The organism is Sphingomonas sp. Sphisp66, from assembly GCF_047324325.1.
In the GTDB taxonomy this organism is placed as follows: domain Bacteria; phylum Pseudomonadota; class Alphaproteobacteria; order Sphingomonadales; family Sphingomonadaceae; genus Sphingomonas.
On sequence record NZ_CP168508.1, the window covers coordinates 3,780,395 to 3,805,458 of the forward strand.

Below are 25,064 nucleotides of genomic sequence, written 5' to 3' on the forward strand. Positions count from 1 at the left end.
TGGAGCGCTCCGGGCCGGCGTGATAATTCGAAGGTATAGCTTGGGAGTGTAGCATGGCGTCGCCGATCAAGATTCTCCTCCAGACCACGATCCCGACGGTCGCGGATGACTGGAACATCTCGCGCTTCTCGCTGCTGCGCGATCATCTCGCCGGGCTGACCGGCGAGGACGGCGCGGCGCTGTTCGACGTGACCGCGCGCGACCGCACTGCGCCGGGCACGCCCGATCCGGTGCTCTCGACGCTCGACGAATCGGACTATGACAGTCTCTGGCTGTTCGCGGTCGATACCGGCGACGGCCTGACGCCCGAGGATTGCGAGGCGATCAGCCGCTTCCGCGAGAGCGGGCGCGGCCTGATGGTGACGCGCGACCACATGGACCTGGGCAGCTCGGTCTGCACGCTGGGCGGCGTCGGCGCGGCGCATTTCTTCCACAGCAAGCATCTCGACCCCGACGAGAGCCGCCGGGTGATCGACGACGAGGAAACGAGCTACATCCTCTGGCCCAACTATCATTCGGGCGCGAACGGCGACTTCCAGGAGATCGAGATCCATGGCGATCCGCATCCGGTGCTGCGCGACGCCGATGCCCCGACCGGGCTGATCCGCTTCCTGCCCGCGCATCCGCACGAAGGCGCGGTCGGCGTGCCGGCCGACGACCGGACCGCCCGCGTGATCGCCACCGGCACCAGCAAGGTCACCGGCCGCGCGTTCAACATCGCGGTCGCCTTCGAGCCGTCGGAAGCCGGCGGACCGGCCTGGGCCGAATCCACCTTCCACCATTTCGCCGACTATAATTGGGACCCCGCCACCGGCTGTCCGAGCTTCGTGAGCGAGGCGCCGGGCGACGGCCTGGCCGGCTCGCCCGAGGCCCAGGCATCGGTCCGCGCCTATGTCCGCAACCTGGCGCTGTGGCTGGCCGGCCGCCTGCCGGTCGACGAACGCGCCGAGGAACTCGACCGCGAGCTGGACGAGGCGCTGGAGGAAAGCTTCCCGGCGAGCGATCCGCCCGCGATCTACTGAGCCCAGGCCGTGAGCGCCGCGCGATAGGTGCGGCCGACCGGGATCGACACGCCGTTCGCCAGTGCGAGCGGCCCGCCCCGGTGCAGCACCGCGACCCTGGCGCCGTTGACCGCATAGCTGCGGTGCACCCGCACCATGTGCGGCGCGGTCATCCGCACCAGCGCACCGAGATTGGCGGTCACCAGCAGGCTGCGCCCGTCGGCGAGGTGGACGCGGCAATAATCGTCCTCGGCCTGGGCATAGAGCAGGTCGTCGATCGGGATGCGGTGCTGGGCATTGCCGTGCGGCAGGGTGACGAGGCTGGGCGCGGGCGGCGCGGCGCGAGTCTCGACGGGCGCGCTGCGTTTCGCGAAGGCGATGGCGGCGAACAGGGCCGCGGCCAGGAGATAGTGCGTCGAGTCGAGGAAGCCCGGGGTCAGCGACAGCCAGAGCAGGGCGAGGGCATAGCCGCCCAGCGCCGCGCGCATCGGCCCGCGCCCGAAGGCGGCGGCCAACAGCGCCGCGCTCGCCCCGGCCCGCAACGCCCATAAGGTCTTGGCGTCCCATGCCGGCAGCAGCCAGGCGAGCAGCACTGCGAGCGCGGTCAGGGCCAGCAGCCCCCGACTCCGGCGTTCGCTCGCGATGCGCGCGAGAAGCAGCGCGGCGATCCCGGCGAGCAGCGCCACCGCGAACAACCGGGTCACCTGCCAGGGATAGGCATAGGTGAGGATCAGCTTGGACGCCTCGGCCATCGCCTGGGCGAGGACCACCGCGTTGAGCAGCACCGCCGCGCGGCCGGTGCGGACGAGCAGCTGGAGCAGCAAGGTCGCCGCGAGCAGCCCCAGTGCGATCAGCGTCGGCAGGTATGCGCGCAGCACCCCGCGCAGCGGCTCCTGCGGCGGCCCGACCGCAAGCCGGTGCACCGGACGCCCGACCGGCACCCAGAGGTGATGCGCGGACAGCCGCACCTCGACCAGATTGTCCCCGGTGCGAATGGCTTCCCACGGCACCGGGAAACTGGCGACGAAGCGTCCGGGTACCTCGCCGGCGCGGTCCGGCCCGACCTTGCCGTTGGCGCCGATCGCCACCCCGTTCCAGCGCGCCTCGGCGCTGGCCATCGCAGTCACCTCGACTGCCAGTGCCGCTGTCCGCCGCGGGTCGTCGATCCGCACGACGCGCCGCATCACCGTCACCGGCGCGGCGAGCGGCTCACGGGTCGGGTCGCCCCAATGGCAGGCGGCCTGGGACGGGCAGATCCACCAGAGCGGCGCGGTCGAGGGGGAGGCAGCGTGCCACGGCCAGGCCGCGATCAGCAGCGCGGCCAGTCCGGCGAGCAGCAGTAGCGGTGCGCACAGGCGCGCAGGGATGCGTTCACCGAGCGGCACGGGCGTTCACCGAATGGCGGTGGCAACCCGCCAGGGTCGATCGCAGGAGTGAGTGGAACGCCCCATGGCGCTTTCCTGACGCGCGCGCCGGGATCGCGCAAGGCTCGCAAGGAGTATCGCAGAATGAAGCGTATCGATCGCCGCATGATGATGGCCGGCATGGCCCTGCTGCCCCTCGCCGCCCGCGCGGCGGGCGTCCAGCAGGCCGGGCTCGATGCGCTGGTCGCCAGATGGGTCGGCGAGCAGGGCTTTCGCGGGCTGGTCGCGCTTGGCCACAAGGGGCAGGTACAGGTCCACGCCGCCCAGGGCCTCGCCAATGTCGAGACCGGCCTCGCGTTCGACGTCGACCTGCCGATGGCGATCGCCTCGATCTCGAAGCGGATCACCTCGGTCGCGGTGCTGCGGCTGGTCGAGCGCGGCACGCTGTCGCTCGACGCGCCGATCGCCCGCTATCTCCCGGCCTATCGCCAGGACAGCGGCGCGAAGGTAACGCTGCGCCACCTGCTCTCCAACGCCAGCGGCATCCCCAACCAGTTCGGCGCGGTGGTCAAGGCCCACCCCAGTCTGCTCGGCAAGCCGATGCCCGCCGCCGAGGCGGTGAAGCTGTTCGCCTCGGGCGATCCGGTGTTCGCGCCCGGTGCGCGCTTCGACTATGCGCTGACCAACTGGATCCTGGTGCTGGCGATCCTCGAGGCGGTGTCGGGCGAACCCTATCCCGCGCTGATCCGCACGCTGGTCACCGGCCCGCTGCGCCTGCCCGCCATACGGCTCGAGCAGCTCGGCGGCGCGACCTCCTATCGCCCGACCGAGCCGCGCACCGTATGGACCTCGCCCACCGCCGACTATCTCGCGGCGGGTGGCGGCTTCTACGGCACGGCGCACGACCTGATGCGCTTCGCCCACCTGGTCTATGACACAAGCTTCCTTACCCCGGCCTCGCGCCGCGCGCTGACCACGATCGAAGTGGAATCGGATCATTACGCACTGGGCGGTCGCGTCCGGGAGGTGGTTATCGGCGGCAAGACCGTCCGCTGCGCCTGGGACACCGGCAACCGCGAAGGCTATCGCTCGGTTCTCGGCCACCGGCTCGACGGCAAGGGCAGCGTCGTGGTGCTCAACAACACCGGCTACTCGCAAAAGATGATGGACGAAGTCGCCGAGGCGGCGCTCCGCCTGAGCTGAAACTGGGCCCTCCCCCGCCATGCGCTGTCGGGGGAGGACACGCGATCATTGGGCGGCTTCGTCGGCGTCGATCACGCCGTTCCTGTTGACGTCTGCCTTGTCGAACTTTGCGAGATCCTCGGCGGCCAGCTCGGCGGCGCTGACATTGCCGTCGCCGTCAGTGTCGAGCCGCTTGAGCCGGCGATCGACCTTGGCCTGATCCATCGTCTCGCCGCGCTTCTCCGCCGCCTTGGTCATGAAGGCGAGCAGCTCGGCCGGGCTGCCCTTGCCGTTGCCATCGGCATCGAGGTTCCTGAACTTCTTCGCCGATGTCGCCTGCGCCTCGGCGCGAGTCTGCCCCGCCTTCTGGGCAAGCGCGTGGCCCGAGAGGAGCAGCGCGCCGACGGTCATGGCGATCTTCACGGTCTTGATCATTCTTCTCTCTCCTTGGTTCGCTTGTTGGATCAGAAACGGAAACCGGCGCTGGCCCGCACGCCGTAGCTCGAGCCGCCGCTGCCGCTCTCGCCGCGCAGCCCCACGCCCAGCACGAAGCGGCCGACCGCGGCCGAGGCGTCGAACCGCCCGCTAATGGTCGTCTTGCCGAACTGCCCCGACCCCGCTTCGAATCCGTTGCCGGTATCGACAAAGGCAAAGTTCCGCCGCGCCTCGGGATCGTCGAGATAGGAGCGCCCGCCAATGTCGCCGCTCAGCGTGATGCCGTCGATCACCGCGGCGCCGCGCAGTCCGTAGCTGGCGAGCGTGGTGGTGCTGCGCGCCTTGCCGGCGACCAAAGCCGCCGCGCCGCCCCATTCCCGCACCCGGTCGAAGCGCACCGAGGTCACGCTGGCGCCGGCATAGGGACCGACCTGCAGCGCCTTGCCGACAGGGACCAGCCAGGCCGCCTCGCCGAAACTGGAGAAGCTCTTGCCGTCGCCGTCCGACGTGAGCCGGTTGGAGAGCCCGCCGAACGCCACCCGGCGATCGGTCGACAGCGCATGCTTGGCATAGCCGACACCGCCGGCGATGCGCAGGCCGCCCAGCGTGTAGCCGAAATAGGCATAGGCCGAATTGCTCACCAGCACGCCCTCGCTGCCCCGCGCATCGAGGCGGATGTCGTTGCGGGCATAGCGATAGGCGAAGCCGTAGCGCAGCGTGTCGCCGGTCACCTCGACGCCCGCCGACACGGTCTGGCGATCCGACTCGATCTCGGCATGGCCGCTGCGCGCGCCGGCGCTCATCTGGCCGATATCGCCGGCGATCCAGAAGCTCTTCGGCTGGCCGCGCGGCGCATCGGCACGGGCGAGCAGCTCGCGCGCCGCGTCATGCCCGTCGCGCCCGGCCACCGCGAGCCCCGCGGTGAACACTTCGCCCGAAAGCTGGTCGAAGGCGGTGCGCGCGTCCGCCGCATTGAGCCCGATCACCGCGTCGAACACCCCGCCCGAGCTCTGCGCGCTAACCGCCGCGGCGACCGCGACCTGGTTGCTGGTCTGCGCCACCGCGCCCAGGCTGACGTCGTTGCGCAGCAGCCGCAGCTGCACGTTCGCGGCATTGTAGACCAGCGACGGCGTCAGGAAGGCAAGGTCGGTGACGACGCTACCGAACGTCCCCGTCACGCTTGATCCGCTGAGGATCGTATAGGTGGTGAGCGGCAGGAAATTGGTCGCCCCGCCAGTCAGCACCGAGACCGTGCCGCCATTGATCGTCACCGCACCGGTGGCGATGATCTGGTCGGAGATGCCCGTCGGCGACACTTCGACCTGATAGGTCGATCCCGCCGCCAGGGTCAGGCTGCCGGCAACGTTGAGCGTGCCGATCGAATTGCCCGGCGCCACGATGCCGCCGACGCTCAGCGATCCGGTCCGGCCCGATCCGCCGAGCCGCCCGTTCGCCCCGATCGTCAGCGTGCCGGCCAGCGATCCGTTGACCACCAGCAGGCCCTCGTTGATCGTGGTCGAGCCGGTGTAGCTGTTGGCGCCGTTCAGCGTCAGCGTGCCGGCCCCCGACTTGATCAGCCGGCCGCTGCCCGAGAGCACGCCCGAATAGGCCGTCGATCCGGTGCTGTTCACGGTCAGCACCGCGCTGCCCAGCGCGATGTTGCCGTCGCCGGCCAGCCCGCCCACCGTGGTCGCGAAGTTGGCCAGGTTGACCGTGCCTGGCGCGGTGACGGTGAGCACGCCCGAACCGAAGGCATTGGCCACGCCCGCGACCAGCGTGCCACCGGCCACCACCGTGCCGCCGGAATGGGTGTTGGCCGCGCCCAGCGTCAGCGTGCCTGCGCCCGACTTGCCCAGACTGCCGGCGCCGCTGATCAGGCCGGCAAAGCTGTTCGCCGTGCCGTTGTTGACGACCAGCTGGTTGCCGCCAAGCACCACGCTGGTACCCGCCACGCCGGTGAGCCCGGCCAGGACCTGGGACGAAGCCGCCGCCGCGATGTTGAGGCTCGCGCCACCCGACAAAGCGACACCCGAAGAGCCGGCGATCGAACCGCCCGCCCCGATCGCCAGCGTGCCGCCGCTCACATTGGTCGCGCCGGAATAGAGGTTGGCGCCGGTCAGGGTCAGCACGCCTGTCCCCGTCTTGGTGAGGCCGCCGGTGCCGGCGATCACGCCGGCATAGTTGCCGGCCGCAAGAGTCAGGGTGTTCGCGGCCAGCGCGACATTGCCCGCGCCCGCCAGATTGCCGAGCGTCACCGCGCCGGTCAGCGCGAGCGCAGCACCGGCATCGATCGCGACCGCCCCGCCGGTTGGGAGTATGCCGCTGCCGATGGTCAGCGTGCCGCCACGGACGCTGGTGAGGCCGGTGTAGAGATTGGCGCCGGTCAGCGTCAGGTTGCCGCTACCGATCTTCACCAGCCCGCCCTCGCCCGAGATCACGCCGCCGAAGCTGCTGTCGGCCGTGCCGCCCGCGCTCAGCGTGCCGCTGCCGAGCAGGATGCTGCCGGCGCCGCCCAGCGCCGCGACACTCGCATTGCCGCCGTTCAGGTCGAAGGTCCCGCCTGCCGCGACCGCGAGGTCGCCGCCGCCGATCGTGCCGCCGTCGAGCCGCAGCGTGCCGCCCTGGATGCTGGTGCCGCCGGCATAGCTGTTCGCGCCGGCCAGGGTGAAGGTGCCACTGCCCGTCTTGGTCAGGCTCCCTTCGCCGCTGATAATGCCGGCGAAGCGTGTGCTACTGTCGTCGCCGCCCGTGGTCAGCCCGCCGCCCGACAAGGTGACGCTGCCCGCGCCGGCAAGACTGGCGATGGTCTGCGCCGCTGCGATGTCGAGCGTCGCGCCCGCCGCCACCGTCACGGCGGTGTTGGTCGGCAGCGACCCCACGCCGCCGGCACGCAGCGTGCCGCCCGCCACGGTCGTCGCGCCGGCATAGCTGTTGGCACCGGTCAGGATCAGCGTGCCGGTGTCGAGCTTGTTCAGCCCGCCGCTGCCGCCGATGCCCGCGGCGATCGTCGCGGTGACGCCCGGATCGACACGGATGTTGGTCTGCGCCTCGATCGCGCTCAGCGTGCCGGTGCCGGCGGCGATCACATAGCCGTCGGTCATGAACTGCATGCCGGAGAATTCGATCGCATCGTCCACGATGACGGTGCCGGCCGCCCCCTGGAACACCGCGAAGCGGCCGCCCCAGCTGTCATTGCCGGCGCCATTGGCATCGGACCAGGCGGCGCGCCCGACGGTCCAGGAGCCCGATCCGCCTTCGATCGTGCCGTTGGAGCTGCTGTTGGCGCCATTCCAGAACTGCACTTCGGGCAGGCTGTCGGCCACCACCAGATTGACCTGCGATCCGATCGCGGTCTGCACCTGGGTGCGGGTCCGGTTGGTTCCCGCCGGCAGCGTCCCGAGCTCGAGGCCATTGTCGGTCAGCGCGCCGGTATAGTCGATCAGGCGGTACACGCCGACGCCGAAGCCGCCGATATCGGTGACGTTGAGCGTGCCGTCGAGCACCAGGTCGCCATTGACCTGGATATGGTCGCTCGCACCGGCCACCCCTGCCGCGCCAAGCCCGAAGGCGAGCGTCGAGCCCGAGGACAGGGCCAGACCGCCAGTGGTGAAATTGCCTGCACTCGCGCCGCTGCCGATCTCGAGCGTCGCCCCGCCGGCAAGGTTGACCGTGCCCGCCGCGCTGCCGATGCCGTTCAGCGTCGCGCCGCTGGCGACATCGACGCCGCCAGCGACGCTGCCGCTGAGCACCAGCGTGCCGGAGGCGACGCTGGTCCTGCCGCCATAAGCATTGGCGCCGCTCAGCGTCACATTGCCGACCACGGTGATGCCGCCGGTGCCGCTCGCGACGCCGGCATAGCTGCCGCCGCCGATGGTCAGGCGATTGCCGTTCAGCGCCACATCGCCGCCGCCGTTCAGCGCGGCGACGCTCTGGCTGGCTCCGAGCTCGAGCGCGCCGCCGTTCACGGTGACGCTCGTCGAGCCGCCGAGCGCTCCAGCGGTGCCGGCGACGACACGGCCGCCGGCGATGTCGAGCGCACCGTAATCATTGATACCGCCAAGCGTCAGCGTGCCGCTGCCCGCCTTGGTCAGGCTGGCCCCGGCCCCGTGGATCGTGCCCGTGAAGCTGCTGTTCGCCGTGCTGCTGGTGGTCAGCGCGCCGCCCGCGCCGAGCTGCAGCGTACCCGCGCCGCTTAGCGCGCCGATGCTGGTCGCATGGCCGCCCAGATCGACCGTGCCTGCGCCGGTAATGTCGAGATCGCCCTGGCCGAGCGTGCCGCCGCTCGCCAGTGCCAGCGTGCCGGCCTGCACGCTGGTGCCGCCGGCATAGCTGTTGGCGCCGCCGAGCGTCGTCGTGCCGGTGCCGGTCTTGATCAGGCCGCCCGCGCCGTCGATCGTGCCGGTGAAGCTGTCATTGCCACCCAGCGCGCCGGTGGTCAGCGCCCCGCCGCTGAGCAGCACGGCGCCCGAGCCGGTGAGCCCGCCGATCGCCTGGTCCGCCCTTACATCGAGCGTGGCGCCCGTCGCCACCGAGACGCTGCTCGTCACCGGGATCGCCGCGCCGCCCAGCACCACGACGGTGCCGCCCAGAATGGTGGTGTTGCCGCCATAGCTGTTGGCGCCGGAGAGGATCAGCGTGCCGGCATCGTTCTTGAGCAGCCCCCCGGTCCCGCCCACGCCCGCGCTGATCGTCGCGGTCACGCCCGGATCGACGCGGATATTGGTCAGCGCGCTGTTGGTGGTCAGCGTACCGCTACCGCCGGCGATCTCGTAACCGTCGGTCATGAACTGCGCGCCGGTGAACAGGATCGCATCGTCGACGGTGACCACGCCCGCCGCGCCCTGGAACACGCCGAACGCGCCGGCCCAGCCGCTATTGTCGGTCGCCGCCGCGTCGGTCCAGTTGGGGAAGCCGTTGGTCCAGCTGCCGCTGCCGCCCTGCACCGTGCCGTCGCCCGAATTGTCGGTGCCGTCCCAGAACTGGATCGTGGTCGCCGCGGGCGTGCCATAGACCAGATTCACCTGGGTCGCGACCGAGGTCTGGATCGTCATCAGCCCGGCATTGGCGCCGGCGGGCACGCCGCCGATCACCAAGCCATTGTCGGTCAGCGCGCCGCTGTAGTTGACCAGCCGGTAGACGCCCTCGCCGAAGCCGCCGACATCGTTGATGTTGAGCGTGCCGTCGAGGGTCAGGTCGCCATTGACCTGGATGCGGTCGCCGGTGCCGGGTGCCGCCAGGTCGTAGTTCAGCACCGAATCCGCGGACAGGACCAGCCCGTCGACATTGAGCGTGCCGATGCCGTTATTGCCCGGCGCGAGCGTACCGTTGCCGACGCTGAGCACGCCGTAGATGCGTGCCGCGCCGGTCAGCGTCGCGCCGTTGGTCACGCTGGTCGCGCCGCTCCAGCGGGTCAGCGCGACGGTGCCGCCGGTGACGCTGAGCTGGCCGCTCGCGGTGTTGGCGCCCGACAGCATCAGCGTGCCGCTACCCACCTTGGTCAGCCCGCCGAGGCCGCTGATCACGCCCGAGAATTCGGTGTTGCCGCCACCCGAGCCGGTGGTCAGGATCGCCCCGCCCGAGGCGCCGCTGCTGGTCCGGATCGAGCCGTTGCCCGAGATGTTGGCGACAATCTGGTTGCGGGCGACCGGGGTGCTGGTAGAAACCCCGTCGACCAGCGTCGTAGTCGTGTCGGTCATATCGACCACGCCGAGATCGGTGACGATCAGCGCCGAACTGGCCGAGAAGCTGTTGTCGGTCATGCCCGAACGCAGCCGCCCGTTGCTGACCAGCGTGTCGCCCTGGTAGCTGTTCTGGCCGAACAGCACGAGCTGGCCGGTGTTGACGATCTGCACCCCGCCGGTGCCGCTGATCGTGCCGGTGTTGGTCACCGTGCTGGTGCGGTTCTGGATCAGCGTGCCGTTGTTGACGATCGCGCCGGCGACCGACCCGCCCGAGCTGCCGCTGTCGTCATAGCGCAGCGTCGCACCGGCCGCGATGGTCGCGCCGTTCCGCAGCGTCTGGCCATTGGTGATGCCCCAGGTCCCGCCCTGCACGTTGAGCGTGTCGAAACCGGTCGCCACGCCCAGCACCTGCGCGCCGGTACCGGTCAGGTTGAGGATGTCGGTGGCGTTGACGCTCGAGGCGGCGGTGATCGATCCGTTGATCACCGCGCCGGTCTCGATGGTGACGGTGTTGACCGTGCCCGGGGCGACATTCGCCGCCGAGCCGCCAAAGGTCACCGCTGCGCCGCTGGCATTGGAGCCGGTGCCCGCGCTGGTGACGCTGCCGGCGGCGAGGGTGATGCTGTTGGTCGTGCTGGTCGCGCTCAGATTGACGCGGATCGCCTCGCGGGTCAGCGTCGAGGTGGTCAGCCCGCCCTCGCCGCCGCTGATCGTGCCGCGGTTGACGATCGTGGTGTTGCCGGTGCCGATCACGCCATAGACGCCGGTGATGACGCCGCCCGCCTCGTTGGTCAGCGTCAGCGTGCCATTGGCGCGGATGCCTTCGCCCTGGCTGGCATTGTAGACCGGGTCGCCGCTGCTGTTGGTGCCGGTCTGCACCACTGCGCCGGTGCCGGTGATCGTGCCGGCATTGACGATGGTCGAAGTCGCCGAGGTGAGCACGCCCTCATTGCCGGTGATCGAGCCGCCGGCCGCATTGGTGAGGTTGAGCGTCGCACCCGGGATCGTCACCTCGACGCCCTGCGCGACCTGGCCGATGCCCGCGGCATTGGTGGCGCCGGTACTGAGGATCGTGCCCGAATTGGTGATCGTGATCACGCCGGTGTCGGCGGCGGTCGCGGTGATCTGGATCGCGTCGTTGGCGCCGCGGATCACGCCGCTATTGTTGATGGTGAGCGTCCGCTCCCAGACCGGCGCGGGCGTGCCGCCACTGGCCGCGCCGCCGGTGCCGCTGATCCCGCGGCCATTGGTCGCCGAGTTCGGCACGCCTTCGATCGTGCCGTTGTTGGTGATGACGATGCCGGTCCCGGTGCTGGCGCCGTTGATCGTCACCGCGCGGTTGCCGGTCACCTGGATCGTCCCGCCCGCCTCGACGGTCAGCGTGTCGTCGGCATCGAGGTTGGTGTTGCTCGTCTTGGTCGTGCCCGAGGCGATCGTCGTGTTCTGGGCATGCGCGGCGGTCGGTAGCGCGACGAAGCAGGCGGAGAGCAGCAGGCGGGTGCGCAGGCTGCGGGCGCGGATCGGAAAGGTCATGAGTCATCCCCCCATCGCGGCAGGTGCCGCATGGCTAAGGCCGGTCGCTGGCCGGCTGTTTCTGGTGTCGGCTGGGAGCGGCGCACGGCAGGCGGCCGGCTGCGTCCCCTAAGGGCGCACGCTTATCTTCGCATCCGCATCCGGCATCTCTCCCTGGCGGCTCGCCGGCTTGTCCCACCACGCGCGGGCGCCAGCTTATCATGCCGGATAAGGCCAGAGCTTCAATCCGGAGTCAATAGAATGGTTAGTCCATATTTGGCATATTGGTTCGCATACCAATTTCCGGACCGATTTACGGCGCCGGCACAAGCAAATGCGCGCCGCGGCGGGTGCCGGGCGCGCGTGGAAATTGCAGCAATCGAAGGAAGCTAGGCGCTCAGCTCAGCTGCGCGCTGATCAGGAAGCGGTTGCGGCTCGCCTCGGCCTTGCGGCGCAGCTCCATGATCTCGCGCTCTTCCGATGCCTTGAGCATCGCCTCGAGCAGCCGGCTGAAATGCTTGCGCATTGCCGTGCGCGCCGCCGCCGAGTCGCGCTGCTTGAGCGCCTCGAGCACCGCGGCATGCTCGTCGTGGCGCGTGTCCTCGTCATGCCCGCAGACCGAGGCGTGGAGCGCGCAGATCTCCGGGATCTCGGTGCGCATCCGCCACAGGGTGTTGATCACGAACATGATCGCCTGGTTGCCCGATGCGCTGGCGATGGTCAGGTGGAAGGCGCGGTCCGCCTCGGTCGCCGCCGCGCTGCCCTCCTCGGCCTCGTCCATCGCGACCACCAGCGATTCGAGCACCTGGAGCTGCTCGTCGCTGATCGTCGGCGCGGCCAGTGCCGCCGCTTCGGATTCGAACAGCGAGCGCGCCTCGGTCAGCTCGAACGCGCTCACCACCGGCAACTGGCCGACGCTCGGCTCGTTGCGGTCGCAGACATAGACGCCCGAGCCGGTCTTGATCCGCACCAGCCCCTGGGCCTGGAGCGCGATCTCCGCCTCGCGGATCGTCACCCGGCTGACCCCGAGCCGCTCCGCCATCTCGCGCTCGCCGGGCAGGCGCGAGCCGGGAGGGAAAGTGCCCTCCGCGATCATCGCCGCGATACGCTCGGCGATATCCTGGAAGAGACGGCGTTCGGCCATTGGGTCCTCGATGTTCCTGGTCTGGCTCCCGTCAATGCCCCAGACCGCGCCCATTTGGAATAGGCAATTGGTCCGCAGCCTGCTTCCGCTCCGCCTTAACGGAGACGAACGCGGAAGCTCAGGAAATATTGCGGCCCGTAATATTCGACGTTCCGGGTGCTGCCGACCACCGGCATATACTCGACGCGCGGTTCGTTGAAGAGGTTGAGCGCCTGGAAACGAATATCCGCCTGCTTGTTGATCTTGTAGCTCAGGTTCACGTCGAAGGTGTTGTTGCCTTCCACATAGCGCAACTGGGTATTGTCGCTGGTGAACGCCTGATAATAGCGCGAGCGGTAGCGATAGATGCCCTGCAGCGAGATCGGCCCGATCTCGTAGAATGCCTGGGCCGAGAAGACGTGCTTCGAATAGCCGCTCAGTCCCGCCGCCGGGATCAGGCCGGGGATCACGTCGCCGGTCGCGCTGTCGATGATGTCGCCGTAGCGGATGTCCTGCGTCTTGTAGTTCGACCAGGCGTAATTGTAGCTCAGCTTCACGCCCAGCCCGTCGAGCGGATGCGGCAGCCAGCTGAAGCGGTTCGAGGCGGTGATCTCCACGCCGTACAGGTCGGTCTTGTCGTTGCTGTTGGTGGTCTGGCTGACCGGGACCAGATAATCCTGCCCGTCGACGACGAAGGTCTCGTCGATCGAGATCGGCATCTTGCCGCCGGTGAAGCGCTTGTAATAGCCGGTCGCCGCGAACAGCGTGTCCTTGTTGGCGTAGTACTCAAACGCCAGGTCGGCATTCCACGACATCACCGGCTTCAGCCGCGGGCTGCCCGAGGCGACGATCGTGCCGATCGCTTCGTCCACCGAGGGGAAGCCCTGGCCCGCATCCTCTTCCAGCGTGATGCGGCGGCCGGCGCCCAGCGCGCTCGGCGCGGGCCGCGACATGGCGCGGTAGATGCCGGTGCGGACGCGCATCTTCGGCGCGACGTCGAAGATCGCGTTGATGCTCGGCAGCCAGCGCATCGTGCCCGAACTGATCCGGGTCTCGGTGAAGCTGGTCGGATCGGCCTCCAGCGAGATGTTGCCGCCGGCGCGCGGAATGACCTTGAGCGCGGCGCGAAGGCCGACCGCGGTCACCTGGGTGTGCACGCCGCGCACGCCGAAATTGCCGCGCACCGGAATGCCGCCCAGGCTGCCCGAATAAGTGGCCATCGCATAGCCGGCCAGCGTCTCTTCGGTGACGTCCGGATTGTCGACCGAGCGCAGGTCCGCGCTGGGGCCGGGATCCTCGGTGCCGAGATAGCCGCGGAACTGGCAGAGCACGTCGAAGGTCGCGTAGCTGATCGTCTGCTTGTTCGGCGAATCGGCGAAGAAGTTGCGCTCGGGGAACGGCGTGCGGCAGGCCAGATTGACCTCGCGGTCCTTGTCCAGCGGCGCCGACAGGGTCACCACGTCGTTGCTGTAGCCGAAGAACTGCCGCTTCGCCCAGCGGCCGCCGATGTCGATCCGCTCGATGAAGCCGTCCAGCTTGTAGCTGGCGTCCAGCCGGCCAGAATAGATCTCGTCCTCGCGCCCGTCCTGCGAGCGGGTCAGCTGGGTATCGTCGCTGAACAGGTTGTAGTTGTTCGGATCGAAGCGCGGATCGAAGCTGAAGACCGGCAGGAAGCTCTTGGAGAAGTCCACCGAATAGGGGATGCGCTGGTTGTTGATCGCGGTCCGCACGCCATAGATGTCGAGCGGATCGGTGCGCAGCCGCACGGTGCGCGTGATGTCGACGCGCTTGGTGTGCGAATAGCCGAAGTCCGCAGTCACGGTCAGCCGGTCGCTCGGCTTCCATTCGACATTGCCGCCGAAGCCCAGATATTTCTCGTCGCGCTGGAACAGGCCCGACAGCGTCTGCATCGTCGCCGATCCGTCGGCCGAGAGCATCTGGTGGTTGTCGCCCACCACCACGTTGCGCAGATTGTAGCGACCCTCGGCGGTGCCGAAGTCGTTGCGCGTCTCGCTATACTGGCGCCGCGAATATTGCAGGTCGAGATTGACGTCGATCGTCGGGCTCGGCTGCCATTGCAGCGCGCCGAACACCGCGTTGCGCAGGTCCGAGGTGATCATCTGGCGATAGAGATACGAGTTGGACGCGTGGTAATAGGGCGTGCCCGAATTGCCCTGCTGGCGCGTCACCTCGGTGCAGTTGGTGGTCGAGACGATCGCCGCGTTGCAGGTGAACCAGGTCGAGCTGGTATAGAAGCGCTCGACCGGATCGTTCACGTCGTTGCGCTGATAGCCGAGCGAGACGCCGATCCTGCCGAGATCGCCGGCGTTGAACTGGTCGATATAGCTGAGCGTCGCGCGATAGCCGAACGGGCTCGAGCCGCTGATCCGGTCCTGATAGGGATTGAAATTGCCCTTGATCTCCGCCTGGATCGAACGGCGCTTGTGGTCGAGCGGCTTGCGCGTCTCGAGCTCGATCAGGCCGGCCACGCCGCCCTCGATCAGGTCGGCCTGCTGCGTCTTGTAGATCTTGATCGCGTTGAACAGCTCGGAGGGGAACTGGCCGAAATTGACCGCACGGTCGCCCGAGCCGTTGGTCGCCTCACGCTTGTTGAGCGTGGTCATGCTCAGCCCCGAGCCGAGGCCGCGGATCGAGACTTCGGTCGGGCCGTAATTGGCGCGGTCGATGGAGGCGCCGGTGATCGTCGCGATCACTTCGCCGACCGACTGGCCGGGCAGGTCACCGATTTCCTTGGCCGAGACCGAATCGACGATCGCATCCGAATCGCGCTTGGACTGGATCGAGCTCTGGATCGTCTCGCGGATCGCGGTGACGACGATCTGGTCTTCCTGCGACGCCTCGGGGGCGGCTGTCTCCGCCGGGGCGGGCGTGCTGTCCTGCGCCCAGGCCGGCACCGCCGCCAGGGCCGCGGCGATCGACACGCCGGTGAGCAGCGCCGAGCGGGCGCGCACGCGCGCACGGATGGAGCCCAAAGCCATTCGAATCCTCCCCAATCGTCTTTTTATACCAATTCTAGGTACCACCGGTCCGGATGAAGTCAATGTCATCTTGATACCAATTCTCCAATCCGATTAATGCAGCGCAGCAAAACCAGAGGAGAGGATTGGATGGCAACCGGACTAGCCAGCCGCGGACCAGCGCGGATCATCGGTTTCGGCGAGGTGCTCACTCGCCTGGCGACGCAGGGGAAGGTCCAGCTGCCCCAGGCGTCTGCCCTCGATCTCCATGTCGGCGGGGCGGAGGCCAATGTGATGGCGGCACTCGCTTCGCTGGGGCACCGTGCCGCCATGGTCTCGGCGATCCCCGCAAACGGCCTGGGCGACGGTGCCTGGCGCGCGCTTGCCGCTGCCGGCATCGACCTGTCGCGCAGCTTCCGCGCACCCGGCCGCCAGGGCCTCTACTTCCTCGCCCCCGGCGGATCGCTGCGCGCCTCGGAGATCCTCTACGACCGCGCCCGCAGCGCCTTTGCCACGCAGGACTGGTCCGGCTTCGACTGGTCCGCGGCCTTTGCCGGCGCCGAATGGCTCCATGTCTCGGGCATCACGCCCGCGCTCGGCCCCGATCTCGCGCTGGCGACGCACAATGCGATGGCGGCCGCCCGCGCGCTCGGCCTGCGCATCTCCTTCGACGGCAATTACCGGCCGGCGCTGTGGCAGAGCTGGGACAGCGATCCGCGCGCGATTCTCACCGAACTGGTCCGCCAGGCCGACCTGTTCTTCGCCAACCACCGCGACATGGCGCTGCTGCTCGGCCAGCCTTTCTCGGGCGACGGCGCGGCGCGGCGGCGCGAGGCGGCGCTGGCCGGGTTCGCCGCCTTCCCCAACCTCAGATGGATCGCCTCCACCGCCCGCCATGTCGAGACCAGCGACTGCCACCGCCTCGCCGCGCGCATCGACACGCCCGAGGCCGGCTTCCAGACGCCCGAGGTCGCGATGCCCGGCATTATCGACCGGATCGGCGGCGGCGATGCCTTCGCGGCGGGCGTGCTGCACGGGCTGCTTGAGGGCACGGAGGTCTCCCGCGCCGCGGAACTGGGGCTGGCGCTGGCCTGCCTCAAGCACAGCGTGCCGGGGGACATGGCGCTGTTCAGGCGGGCAGATGTGGAGGGCTTCTCGGGAGAGGGGCTGGACGTGAAGCGCTGAAGCATCGCAACAACCCAATCGTCACCCCGGACTTGTTCCGGGGTCCACCGGGAGGCGAGTCATGCGCAAGAGGCTCCAGTGCATCCGGTGCTGCACAGTGGACCCCGGCACAAGGCCGGGGTGACGAGGAGGGCGGGGTGCTCGCACTCGCCTTGCAAAATAGGATTCCGCCTGCTGCACTCCCCTGGCCGGGCCACCACCCGGCCGCTCTTTCAACCGTAGGAAAGATAGGACACCCCCCGCGCAGGCAAGTTGCGCAAACGCGTCTCCACGCGAAGCCGTTGGCTGTCGTGACTTTAGTGACTTTCCGCCGCCGCCGACCGAGTCGAATCGGCGACGGCATAGGAAGCTCAGAACCAGCCCCAGATCGGATTCTTCGGATCGGCCAGCAGCTTCGCGGTCAGCGCCACCGAGAGCAGCACGAGCAGCGGCCGCACCCCGCGCCCGCCGAAGCGGATCGCCAGCCGGGCGCCGATCTGGTTGCCGATAATGTTAGCCGCCGCCATCGCGATGGCCAGCCCCCAAAGCATCTTGCCCCCCGCGACCATCGCCAGCACCCCGGCGATATTGGTCGAGAGGTTGAGGAACTTGGCATTGCCGATCGCCCGCACCAGCCCGAGCCCGGCGAGCGCGACCAGCACGGTGGTCAGGAACGAACCGGTGCCCGGCCCGAAGAAGCCGTCGTAAAAGCCGATGCCGGTGACGATCAGCGTCAGCCCCACCGTGCCGATCCGGGCATGCCGGTCCGCTTCGCTCATCTTCGGCGCGAGCAGGAAATAGAGCCCCATCAGGATCAGCAGCACCGGCACGAAGGCGGCAAGGAAGCTTGGGTCGATGAACTGCAGCGTGGTCGCTCCCGCCGCCGCGCCGAGGAAGGCGCCGAGCGCCGGCAGCGCGAAGCGGCGCCAGTCGACATGGCCGGCCCGGGCATAGGCGAACACCGCCGAGGCGGTGCCGCAGGCGCTCTGCAGCTTGTTGGTGGCGATCGCCGAGACCGGCGGGATGCCCACGGCCATCAAAGCGGGGATCGAGATCAGCCCGCCCCCGCCTGCCATCGCGTCGATCGTGCCGGCGAGCAGCGCCATGGAGACGAGGAAGGCAAGGATGTCGGGTGTCAGATGCATGCGCTCCGTTAGAGCGGTGCGGCCGAATAAAAAAGGAGGCGCGGCCGAGGGATTCGAACCGCACCTCCAGGGACGGAGCTCAGGGGAGCAATTGGCTGCTCAATTCGGGGATTGCGACCGCCAGGTCATAGGCGACGATCTTGGCGAACACCTTGGCGCCGCCTTCGCCGACATGGGTGTAATCGAACTTCGGGGCGATCCGGCCGCGCGGGCCGGTCTTCGGAAGCGTCGAGGCGGGCGGCGATTCCGGGGCCGGGCGCGGGCGCAGCGTGGTGCCGGCCTTGCCCGCCGCCACTTCCTCGGGAAGCGGCTCGGCCATGGCCAGCTTCATCGATTCGACTGCGCCGAGCTGCTCGACCGCCTTCGCACTATCGCGGTTCAGCTCGATCACCGGCGCCTTGGTCTCGAGCGCGATCTTGCGCACCGCATCGGCCCAGGCGGCAAGCGTGTTGTTGAGCTTGCCGCCCCGGAACTCGCGACGCGACAGCGGCGTGACCAGCACCGGCACGGCGCCGGCGGCGCGCACGTCGAGCACCATCTGCCTGAGGTTCGACTGGAAGTCGGTGTTGAGATCGGTCCAGCGCTCGGCCTTGGTCGACTGGTCGTTATGGCCGAACTGGATCAGGACGTATTTCTTGGCATAGCCCTGGGCCGCGGCTTCGCTGAGCGCGATCTTCCACGAGCCCTCGGCCCGGTAGCTGCGGGTCGAACGGCCGCCGCGGCCCAGGTTCAGGCAGGCGACGTTCGACTTGACGTGATAGGCGCAGAACACCGACGCCCAGCCGCTGCCGGGCGCCATGGTGGAGTCGCCGACCAGGATGATCTTGTAGGCGGAGATCGGCGGCGCATCGACGCGCTTCTCCCGCTTCTCGAGCGGAGGCTGGGCCTCCGAAGTCTGGGCGAAGGCCGCCCCCGGTACGGCGAGCAGGGCCGCCAGCGTGAGTGCAGTCTTGAACATAATCCCTCCCAGGTTGCGGCCTTCCGTCCCTCAGGAGAAGGCGAGGCCGCCGTTGATGTCCATGTTCACGCCGGTCAGGAACGCGGCGTCGTTCGAAGCGAGGAAGACGACGGCCGAGGCGACTTCGTCCGGATGGCCTTCGCGGCGCAGCGGGGTGTTGCCGGCCACCGCCTTGCGGCCCTCGGGCTTGGAGAAGGTGTCGTGGAAGCTGGTGCCGATCAGGCCCGGGCACAGCGCGTTGACGCGGATGCCCTGCGGACCCAGCTCCTTGGCCAGGCTGCGGGTGAAGGTCATCAACGCGCCCTTGGCGGTGGCGTAGATCGACGCACCCGGCCCGCCGCCGTCGCGCCCGGCGAGCGACGACAGGTTCACGATCGCGCTGCCCTCGCCCAGATGCGGCAGCACCGCCTTGGTGACGAGGAAGGTCGACTTGAGGTTGAGCTCCATGACATGGTCGAAGAACGCCTCGTCCATGTCGGCCAGCGTCTTGCGGGCGACCATGCCGCCGGCGACATTGACCAGCACGTCGACCCGCTCGCCGAACGCCGCAGTGGTCTCCTCGACCAGCCGCGCGACTTCGGCCGGCTTGGTGACGTCGGCCTGGACCAGGATCGCGGTGCCGCCCGCGGCCTCGATCTCGGCGACGGTCGCCTTGGCCGCCTCGGCGTCGCTGCGATAATTGACCGCGACCTTGGCGCCTTCCGCGGCAAGCTGCAGCGAGACCGACTTGCCGATGTCACGCCCGCCGCCGGTTACGATGGCGACCTTGTCCTTCAATTTCATGCTGGATTCCGTTCTGGGGAGATGGTGCCCGCGGCGCGCGGAAGTCCGCGGCCGAGGAGCAGGATGGAGAGGAGCGCGAGCGGGACGATCGCCGCGGCCAGCGCGAAGATCGGCGCGTAACTTTGGGCAGTCATCACCGGCACGAGCCAGGTGGTGATGAGGGTACCAGCCACCGCGGCGGTGCCGCTGATGCCGGCCAGCGAGCCGACCGCACCGCCGGCGAAATAGTCGCCCGGCATGGTCTGGATGTTGTTGATCGCCACTTGGAAGCCGAACAGGATCACCGCGATCAGCAGCACGGCGCTCAGCGGTGTCGAAGCCTGGGCGGTGAGCAGCAGCGCCGGCAGCATGATCACGCAGCCGATGGCGATGGCGAGCTTGCGCGCCGAGAGCGCGTTCCAACCCCGGGCGATCAGCACGCCGGAGAACCAGCCGCCGCCGAGACTCCCGAGCATCGCGCCGACGAACGGCACCCAGCCGAACATGCCGATCTGCTTGACGTCGAAATGAAAGGTCTCGGCCAGGTAGATCGGCAGCCAGGAGACGAACAGCCACCAGACCGGATCGAGGAAGAAGCGGCTGAGCAGGATCGCCCAGCTCTGGCGATAGCGCAGCAGCTCGAGCATGCCCGGTGCCGGCGCTTCGCTCTGCGGCGCGTCGGCGGTGGCGGGACGCGCATTGATATGGGCGCGCTCCTCGTCGCTCAGCCAGGGATGGCGATCGGGATCGGCGCGGTAGACGAACAGCCAGGGGATCAGCCAGACAAAGCCGAGCACGCCGACCAGCACGAAGGTCGCCCGCCAGCCGAACGAACCGTAGAGCGCCGCCACGGCAGGCGCCGCGATGATCGCGCCGATCGCCGCACCGGCGTTGAAAATGCCCTGGGCGAAGGCGCGCTCCTGCGGCGGAAACCACAGGGCGTTGGCCTTGACCGCGCCGGGCCAGTTGCCGGCCTCCGACACGCCGAGCGTGATACGCAGCCCGATCAGCATGCCGAGCGAGCGGACCAGCGCATGCGCACCGATCGACACCGACCACACCGCGATCGCGATGACGAAGCCGATCCGGGTGCCGATCCGGTCGAGCAGCTTGCCGAACAGCGACTGGCCAAAGGCATAGGCGACCATGAACATGGTCACGAGCAGCGCATAATCCGCCTTGTCCGCGCCGATGTCCTTGGAGACCGCCGGCCACATCACGGCGAGCGCGTTGCGGTCGATATAGTTGATCACCGTGACCAGCCCGATCAGGCCGATGACGAGCCAGCGAAGGCCTTTGACCTTGGTCATCGGCTCAGTTCCCCTTGCCCGTGTCGAAGCGGGCGAAATGGCCCTTCCAGTCGCGCTTCCGGCCATCGACCGTGGCCGAGTGCGCCGCCCCGGCATCGGCCGAGAATGCGATGGCGAGCGTGACGCTGCGGCCATCGGCAAGGGTGATCGTGATCACGTCCGCGTCACCGGTGCGGACATGGGTGAAGCCCTTCACCCGGCTGTTGCTCGCGGTCGTCTTCTCCTCGCCCGCATCGTAATTGCCGTGCGGCTCGAGCAGGTTGACGAACTGGGCACCGGTCGCCCCCGCGACGCGCTCGATCAGCAGCGGCTCGCGGCGCAGGTTGAATTTGGGATCGTTCGCCCCGCTCTCGCCCAGGATCACGCTGGCGCCCGCCGGCGCGATCATCCGGTAGGTGTAGAAGCGGTTGTCGTTGATCCAGGTGATCGCACCCTTGTCCGCGCCCGGCGTGCCGGTCGCGTCGACCCAGATGTGCTGATAGCCATTGGCCTTGCCCAGCACCGGCCGCTCCGCAACGTTCGACTGGAGCGGGAAGTCGATCTTGGTGATCTGCCCGGCATAATGCAGCGGCAGGTCATAGGTGGCGGGCTTGTCGCCGGTCACGTCGAGCAGGTCGACGACCATCGGGCTCTCGGTGCCGTCGACCGGCAGCTGGATCAACGTGCGGCGATAGCGGACACCCGGATAGGCCCCGACCATCTCGGCGGTGCTGACGGTTGCCTGCGGCGTGCTCGCCCAGAACAGCTGCTTCGGGGCAAGCTTGTCGCCGACCTTCCACTTGCCGCCGAAATTGCTGGTCTCGTTCACCACCAGCGTGTTGTGGGCGACGGTCTGCTTCGCCCAGCTCTCGTTTTCCTTGAGGTAGCGCCCGCCGTCCTTGCTCTCGACATTGAGGAAGCGCGCCGCGCCGTAATCGGTCACGATGGCGTGGCCGTTGTCGTAGAGGATCCAGTTCAGCTTGTCGAAATGGCCATGGCCCATGCCCATCGCCGCGTTCTTGGCGACGAGCACCTGGTCGGTGTCGGTCGGCCCCGAGCGCATGATCGCCAGGCCGCCCATCTCGCCCTTCGGCCCGTCGCTCAGGAATTGCGAGGCGAAGGGGAAAGGCTGGGCCTTGCCCGCCGCCAGGTCCTTGGCGACGATCAGGCCATCGGGCGTCAGCACGGTGCGGCCCTGCCACTTGGCGATCGACAGCAAAGCCGGATCCTTGGTCACTTCATAGCCGATCGCCACCGACTGATAGAGCTCGTCGGTCTTCAGGCTCTTGTCCGGCATCGCGTCGTTGAACGGGAAGAAGAAGCCGTCATAGGTCGTCTGGATCGAGGTTCGAATCGCCTTGAGCAGCACGCCATTCCGATGCTGGAAGATCTTCTGCTCGGGCTGGTTCGCCTCGATGAAGCGCGCGAACAGCACGAAGGGCAGCATCGCGTAGCGCTGATAATAGGGCCCTTCGACATAATAGCCGTCGGGTGAGAAGAGCTGGTCGATCTGCGCGAGGAAGCCGAACTTGCCATCGCGGTGCAGGCCCTTCAGCGCTACCTCGACGAAATCCTTGTCGCGCAGCGTATAGCCGATCATGCCCACCGCGGCGCAGGCCCAGGTGGCATGGTTGTGGATCTGGTCGAATTCTTCCGCCTGGCCGGCAGAGAGGAAGCTCGCCATCGGGCGGAACACCTTGTCGTCGATCGTCGCGCGATCGGCGGCGCTCAGCGAATCCCGGATCGCGTCATAGCCCTGCACGGCATAGACCGCCCACACCGCGTCGTTGAGGCTCTGCCAGAAGAGGCGGCCCGGGCGCTGGTCGCTTGCCGCCGGATGATTACCGAGCGTCGGGTAGAGCTTGGCATATTCGAGCAGCTCGGCCTTGGCGAAATCGGCGTAGCGCTGCTCGCCGGTGATGCGGAAGAGGAGCCCCGCGCCATAGATGGCGGTGTAGTTCCGCTTGTGCTGCTCATGCGTGTAGCCGCCGCCCGGATCCTTCGGCACCGGCACCACCACGCCCGCCTTGATCGCCTTGTCGACTTCGCGGCGCACGCGCTTCAGCTCGGCGCTGAACAGCGGATAGGCGGTGGCTTCCTTGGCCGTCGCCGCCATCTCGGCCGCGCGGAACAAGGTCGGCTGGGTGCCCGGCGCGGTCTGCGCCATCGCAGGCGAGGCGAACAGGGCGGAACCGGCGAGGAGAAACGCGAAACGAGTCATCAATTGCTTCCCGGAAGCGGCGAGGCCGCAGGCTTGGCGTACCAGGAGACACCCGTCTCCTCGCGCGTGATGGGCTTGAGCGTGCGATCGGCACCGACCTTCGCCAGTGCCGGGTCGGTCGGATAGAGCAGGCCGTTGGCCGCGCGCTTCAGCGTCACCGCTCGGCGGTCCATCGGGATCGGCAGGGCTGCGGGTCCGGTCACGGACATGACATTGCCGCTGAAGCTGATCCCGGCGATGTCCGACTTGGCGACAAAGGGATCGCCGCGCTTCTGGTTGACGAACAAATTGCCGATAAAGCGCGTCGAGATCGGCGCGAGCGACAGTTCCTGGTCCGCGCCATTGCCGAGCGTCACCGTGCTCGCATCGATCACGCTGTTGCGCTCGATCAGCGCATCCTCGACCTGGACATAACGATTGAGCGGCGAATTGGGCACGCCGTTCATCAGCGTGATCGCGCTGTACGGCCCCTCGCCGGTCACGCCTTCGATGTAATTGTTGCGTACCACCTGGTGCTTGTTGATCACCCGGATGCCGCCGGTGCGCTTCACGCCATTGCCGAAGAACACATTGTCCTCGATCAGATTGCCGTGCCCGTGGCGCATCACGAACGCGCCCTGGCTCTCGACCACGGTGTTGCGCCGCAGGATGTTCCTGCCGGACTTGATCGAGACGATCTCGACCTCGCCGTCGCAGCGCTCGAAATAATTGTCCTCGACGATCGTGAAGGAGTCGCTCTGCGATTCCTGGCTGGTGCCGATGCGGATCGTCTCGCCGCCATTCTCGCCCAGCGGCGGACGCGGGCCGAAATAAACATGGTCGATGCGGTGATGGTTCTCGCTCGGGCCATAGGAGGCGCGGACTACGACCATCATCGCGCCGCCATGCGCCTTGCCGAGGAATTGCGAGTGATCGACCCGGTTATTCCGCCCATAGAGCGAGACCCAGTGATCGGTCTTCGCCGCGGTCGGCGCGCCGTAACCATCGACCACCACGCCGGTCAGGCGCGAATTCTCGGCCCAGCGCCTGGTGTCGTAGCGAAAGGCAATCAGGTCCTCGCCGGTGCCGTGCCCGTCCTTGAAGACGAGGTTCGAGACGACCAGCCAGCTGCCCGCCATGCGCAGGCTCGATGCGCCAGTCAGGATCACCTTGCCCGGCGTCTCGGCGGTCAACGTGATCGGCTTGGCTTCGCTGCCCTGGCCCGAGAAGCGCACCGCGAAATCGCGCCATTCGCCATTGGCGAGCACGATGCGGTCGCCCGGCGCCAGCGTCTTGGCGGCGGCTGCATATTCCTGCTGATCATGGACAAGGGTGTCGCGCGCCACCGCCGGACTGGCAGCCGCCACAAGCATCCCCATCGACAGCGCCCAGAGTCGCAACGGATCCTCCCCACCGGCTCTTGTGGCCGATGAGGATGCCTACCAGTCGCGCAATTTACGCGCAAGCCAATTTAAATACCAATTTAACGGACCAGATTTGGTCCAGTGGTTCTATACCAAATTATCCGCGCGCACCGCGCGGGCGGCCGGCGAAGAGCGGGGCAAGCGTCACCGCGACCGTGCCGAGCAGGATCGCTGCCACTGCCGGCTCGAGCTGGTCGGCGAGCCAGAAATAGGCCGTGATACTGGCGGCAGTCGCGAGTCCGACTGCGCCGAGCAGCGACGCGGCATGCAGCAGCGGACCGACCCGGCGCGGCCAGCCATCGATGATCCGCCGCACACGATCCAGCATCATGCGGTCCAGACCGGCAGCTTCCGCCCGGGCATATTCGCCCGAATCGATCCGCTTGCCGTCGAGCCGGTAGAGAATGGCGAAGCGGCGAAGCGCCTCGAGCCGGGCATTGGCGAGGCCCGCCACCCGGCGCGAACCGAACAGCATCGCCCCCAGCCGCTCGATCCGGCGGGGCGCGCGCAGCGACGCTCGGCCATCCGCCTGCGAAAGCTGCAGCGTGCGCAATTCGAGCGGGCTCAGCACGGCCTCCGCCGAAACGGTGCCGGCGAGTCCTTCGAGCAGATGTGCCTGGGTATCGAGATACGCCATGATGTCCTCCTGTTCGCCGGGCATCTAGGCGCGAAGCGCTGCGCTTATTAGCCGTGCGGACGGCATCACAAGGTTTCCGCAACTGCGACGATCCGCCGCGATGCCGTAACGGCCGGCTTGCCCCTTGCCTCTCGCCGGGCACCGGCGGCCAGCTATCCGAAAGTATGACCGAAACGGACTTGATACCTTATATCATCGCAGCTACCGCG

Annotated in this window: 15 protein-coding genes; 3 read left to right on the forward strand and 12 right to left on the reverse strand. The window is 68.2% G+C overall.

The genetic code is table 11. From position 1 onward, the window contains the following. Window positions 1-53 precede the first annotated feature (53 nt). Window positions 54-1,022, forward strand: coding sequence for a hypothetical protein (locus tag ACEN8G_RS17145; RefSeq protein ID WP_413414579.1), 969 nt, complete (start codon window positions 54-56; stop codon window positions 1,020-1,022). Here ACEN8G_RS17145 and ACEN8G_RS17150 read toward each other — a convergent pair. After that, entirely contained in the window at window positions 1,016-2,386 is a 1,371-nt protein-coding gene (locus ACEN8G_RS17150) for a LytR/AlgR family response regulator transcription factor (RefSeq protein ID WP_413414580.1), read from the reverse strand. The genes ACEN8G_RS17145 and ACEN8G_RS17150 overlap by 7 nt on opposite strands. A 123-nt stretch (window positions 2,387-2,509) precedes the next feature. On the opposite strand from ACEN8G_RS17150, the gene ACEN8G_RS17155 reads away from it, so the two are divergent. Further along, entirely contained in the window at window positions 2,510-3,568 is a 1,059-nt protein-coding gene (locus ACEN8G_RS17155; protein WP_413414581.1) for a serine hydrolase domain-containing protein, read from the forward strand. Between the two features lie 45 nt (window positions 3,569-3,613). Here the strand turns inward: ACEN8G_RS17155 and ACEN8G_RS17160 are convergent, their stop codons facing one another. The 4 genes from ACEN8G_RS17160 to ACEN8G_RS17175 form a co-directional block, all read right to left on the reverse strand. Next, on the reverse strand, window positions 3,614-3,982 hold the full coding sequence (locus ACEN8G_RS17160; protein WP_413414582.1) for an EF-hand domain-containing protein: 369 nt from the start codon (window positions 3,980-3,982) through the stop codon (window positions 3,614-3,616). A 29-nt stretch (window positions 3,983-4,011) separates the two neighbouring features. Next, on the reverse strand, window positions 4,012-11,196 hold the full coding sequence (locus tag ACEN8G_RS17165) for an autotransporter-associated beta strand repeat-containing protein (RefSeq protein WP_413414583.1): 7,185 nt from the start codon (window positions 11,194-11,196) through the stop codon (window positions 4,012-4,014). A 376-nt stretch (window positions 11,197-11,572) separates the two neighbouring features. Further along, window positions 11,573-12,319, reverse strand: coding sequence for a FadR/GntR family transcriptional regulator (locus tag ACEN8G_RS17170; RefSeq protein ID WP_307117350.1), 747 nt, complete (start codon window positions 12,317-12,319; stop codon window positions 11,573-11,575). Between the two features lie 95 nt (window positions 12,320-12,414). Next, window positions 12,415-15,297: a TonB-dependent receptor gene (locus ACEN8G_RS17175; protein ID WP_413414584.1), complete on the reverse strand. Its 2,883-nt coding sequence runs from the start codon at window positions 15,295-15,297 to the stop codon at window positions 12,415-12,417. 129 nt (window positions 15,298-15,426) lie between these two features. On the opposite strand from ACEN8G_RS17175, the gene ACEN8G_RS17180 reads away from it, so the two are divergent. Further along, window positions 15,427-16,461 carry a PfkB family carbohydrate kinase gene (locus ACEN8G_RS17180; protein ID WP_413414585.1) on the forward strand — a complete coding sequence of 345 codons (1,035 nt, stop codon included), beginning with the start codon at window positions 15,427-15,429 and terminating at the stop codon, window positions 16,459-16,461. Between the two features lie 350 nt (window positions 16,462-16,811). On the opposite strand, the gene ACEN8G_RS17185 is transcribed toward ACEN8G_RS17180, so the two are convergent. The 7 genes from ACEN8G_RS17185 to ACEN8G_RS17215 all read right to left on the reverse strand — a co-directional run bounded on the left by ACEN8G_RS17185 (window position 16,812) and on the right by ACEN8G_RS17215 (window position 24,855). Then, complete coding sequence (locus ACEN8G_RS17185; protein WP_413414586.1) at window positions 16,812-17,585, reverse strand: TSUP family transporter; 774 nt, start codon at window positions 17,583-17,585, stop codon at window positions 16,812-16,814. Window positions 17,586-17,664: 79 nt separating this feature from the next. After that, window positions 17,665-18,543, reverse strand: a complete 879-nt coding sequence (locus ACEN8G_RS17190; RefSeq protein WP_413414587.1) for a rhamnogalacturonan acetylesterase — start codon at window positions 18,541-18,543, stop codon at window positions 17,665-17,667. 30 nt (window positions 18,544-18,573) lie between these two features. Next, entirely contained in the window at window positions 18,574-19,326 is a 753-nt protein-coding gene (locus tag ACEN8G_RS17195) for an SDR family NAD(P)-dependent oxidoreductase (RefSeq protein WP_413414588.1), read from the reverse strand. After that, window positions 19,323-20,615 (reverse strand): MFS transporter, encoded by a 1,293-nt coding sequence (locus ACEN8G_RS17200; RefSeq protein ID WP_413414589.1) that lies wholly within the window; start codon window positions 20,613-20,615, stop codon window positions 19,323-19,325. The genes ACEN8G_RS17195 and ACEN8G_RS17200 overlap by 4 nt, the downstream gene beginning before the upstream one ends. A gap of 4 nt (window positions 20,616-20,619) precedes the next feature. Beyond that, a complete protein-coding gene (locus ACEN8G_RS17205; protein WP_413414590.1) occupies window positions 20,620-22,815 on the reverse strand; it encodes an alginate lyase family protein in 2,196 nt (731 codons plus the stop codon). After that, window positions 22,815-24,173, reverse strand: coding sequence for a polysaccharide lyase 6 family protein (locus tag ACEN8G_RS17210; protein WP_413414591.1), 1,359 nt, complete (start codon window positions 24,171-24,173; stop codon window positions 22,815-22,817). The genes ACEN8G_RS17205 and ACEN8G_RS17210 overlap by 1 nt, the downstream gene beginning before the upstream one ends. A gap of 142 nt (window positions 24,174-24,315) precedes the next feature. Then, complete coding sequence (locus tag ACEN8G_RS17215; protein WP_413414592.1) at window positions 24,316-24,855, reverse strand: hypothetical protein; 540 nt, start codon at window positions 24,853-24,855, stop codon at window positions 24,316-24,318. Window positions 24,856-25,064 lie beyond the last annotated feature (209 nt).

Excerpts from the sequence above, each read along its gene's own strand:
- ACEN8G_RS17145 (WP_413414579.1), top strand. The coding sequence starts at position 54 with ATGGCGTCGCCGATCAAGATTCTCCTCCAGACCACGATCCCGACGGTC.
- ACEN8G_RS17155 (WP_413414581.1), top strand. The coding sequence starts at position 2,510 with ATGAAGCGTATCGATCGCCGCATGATGATGGCCGGCATGGCCCTGCTG.
- ACEN8G_RS17160 (WP_413414582.1), bottom strand. The coding sequence starts at position 3,982 with ATGATCAAGACCGTGAAGATCGCCATGACCGTCGGCGCGCTGCTCCTC.
- ACEN8G_RS17165 (WP_413414583.1), bottom strand. The coding sequence starts at position 11,196 with ATGACCTTTCCGATCCGCGCCCGCAGCCTGCGCACCCGCCTGCTGCTC.
- ACEN8G_RS17170 (WP_307117350.1), bottom strand. The coding sequence starts at position 12,319 with ATGGCCGAACGCCGTCTCTTCCAGGATATCGCCGAGCGTATCGCGGCG.
- ACEN8G_RS17175 (WP_413414584.1), bottom strand. The coding sequence starts at position 15,297 with ATGGCTTTGGGCTCCATCCGTGCGCGCGTGCGCGCCCGCTCGGCGCTG.
- ACEN8G_RS17180 (WP_413414585.1), top strand. The coding sequence starts at position 15,427 with ATGGCAACCGGACTAGCCAGCCGCGGACCAGCGCGGATCATCGGTTTC.
- ACEN8G_RS17185 (WP_413414586.1), bottom strand. The coding sequence starts at position 17,585 with ATGCATCTGACACCCGACATCCTTGCCTTCCTCGTCTCCATGGCGCTG.
- ACEN8G_RS17190 (WP_413414587.1), bottom strand. The coding sequence starts at position 18,543 with ATGTTCAAGACTGCACTCACGCTGGCGGCCCTGCTCGCCGTACCGGGG.
- ACEN8G_RS17195 (WP_413414588.1), bottom strand. The coding sequence starts at position 19,326 with ATGAAATTGAAGGACAAGGTCGCCATCGTAACCGGCGGCGGGCGTGAC.
- ACEN8G_RS17200 (WP_413414589.1), bottom strand. The coding sequence starts at position 20,615 with ATGACCAAGGTCAAAGGCCTTCGCTGGCTCGTCATCGGCCTGATCGGG.
- ACEN8G_RS17205 (WP_413414590.1), bottom strand. The coding sequence starts at position 22,815 with ATGACTCGTTTCGCGTTTCTCCTCGCCGGTTCCGCCCTGTTCGCCTCG.
- ACEN8G_RS17210 (WP_413414591.1), bottom strand. The coding sequence starts at position 24,173 with ATGGGGATGCTTGTGGCGGCTGCCAGTCCGGCGGTGGCGCGCGACACC.
- ACEN8G_RS17215 (WP_413414592.1), bottom strand. The coding sequence starts at position 24,855 with ATGGCGTATCTCGATACCCAGGCACATCTGCTCGAAGGACTCGCCGGC.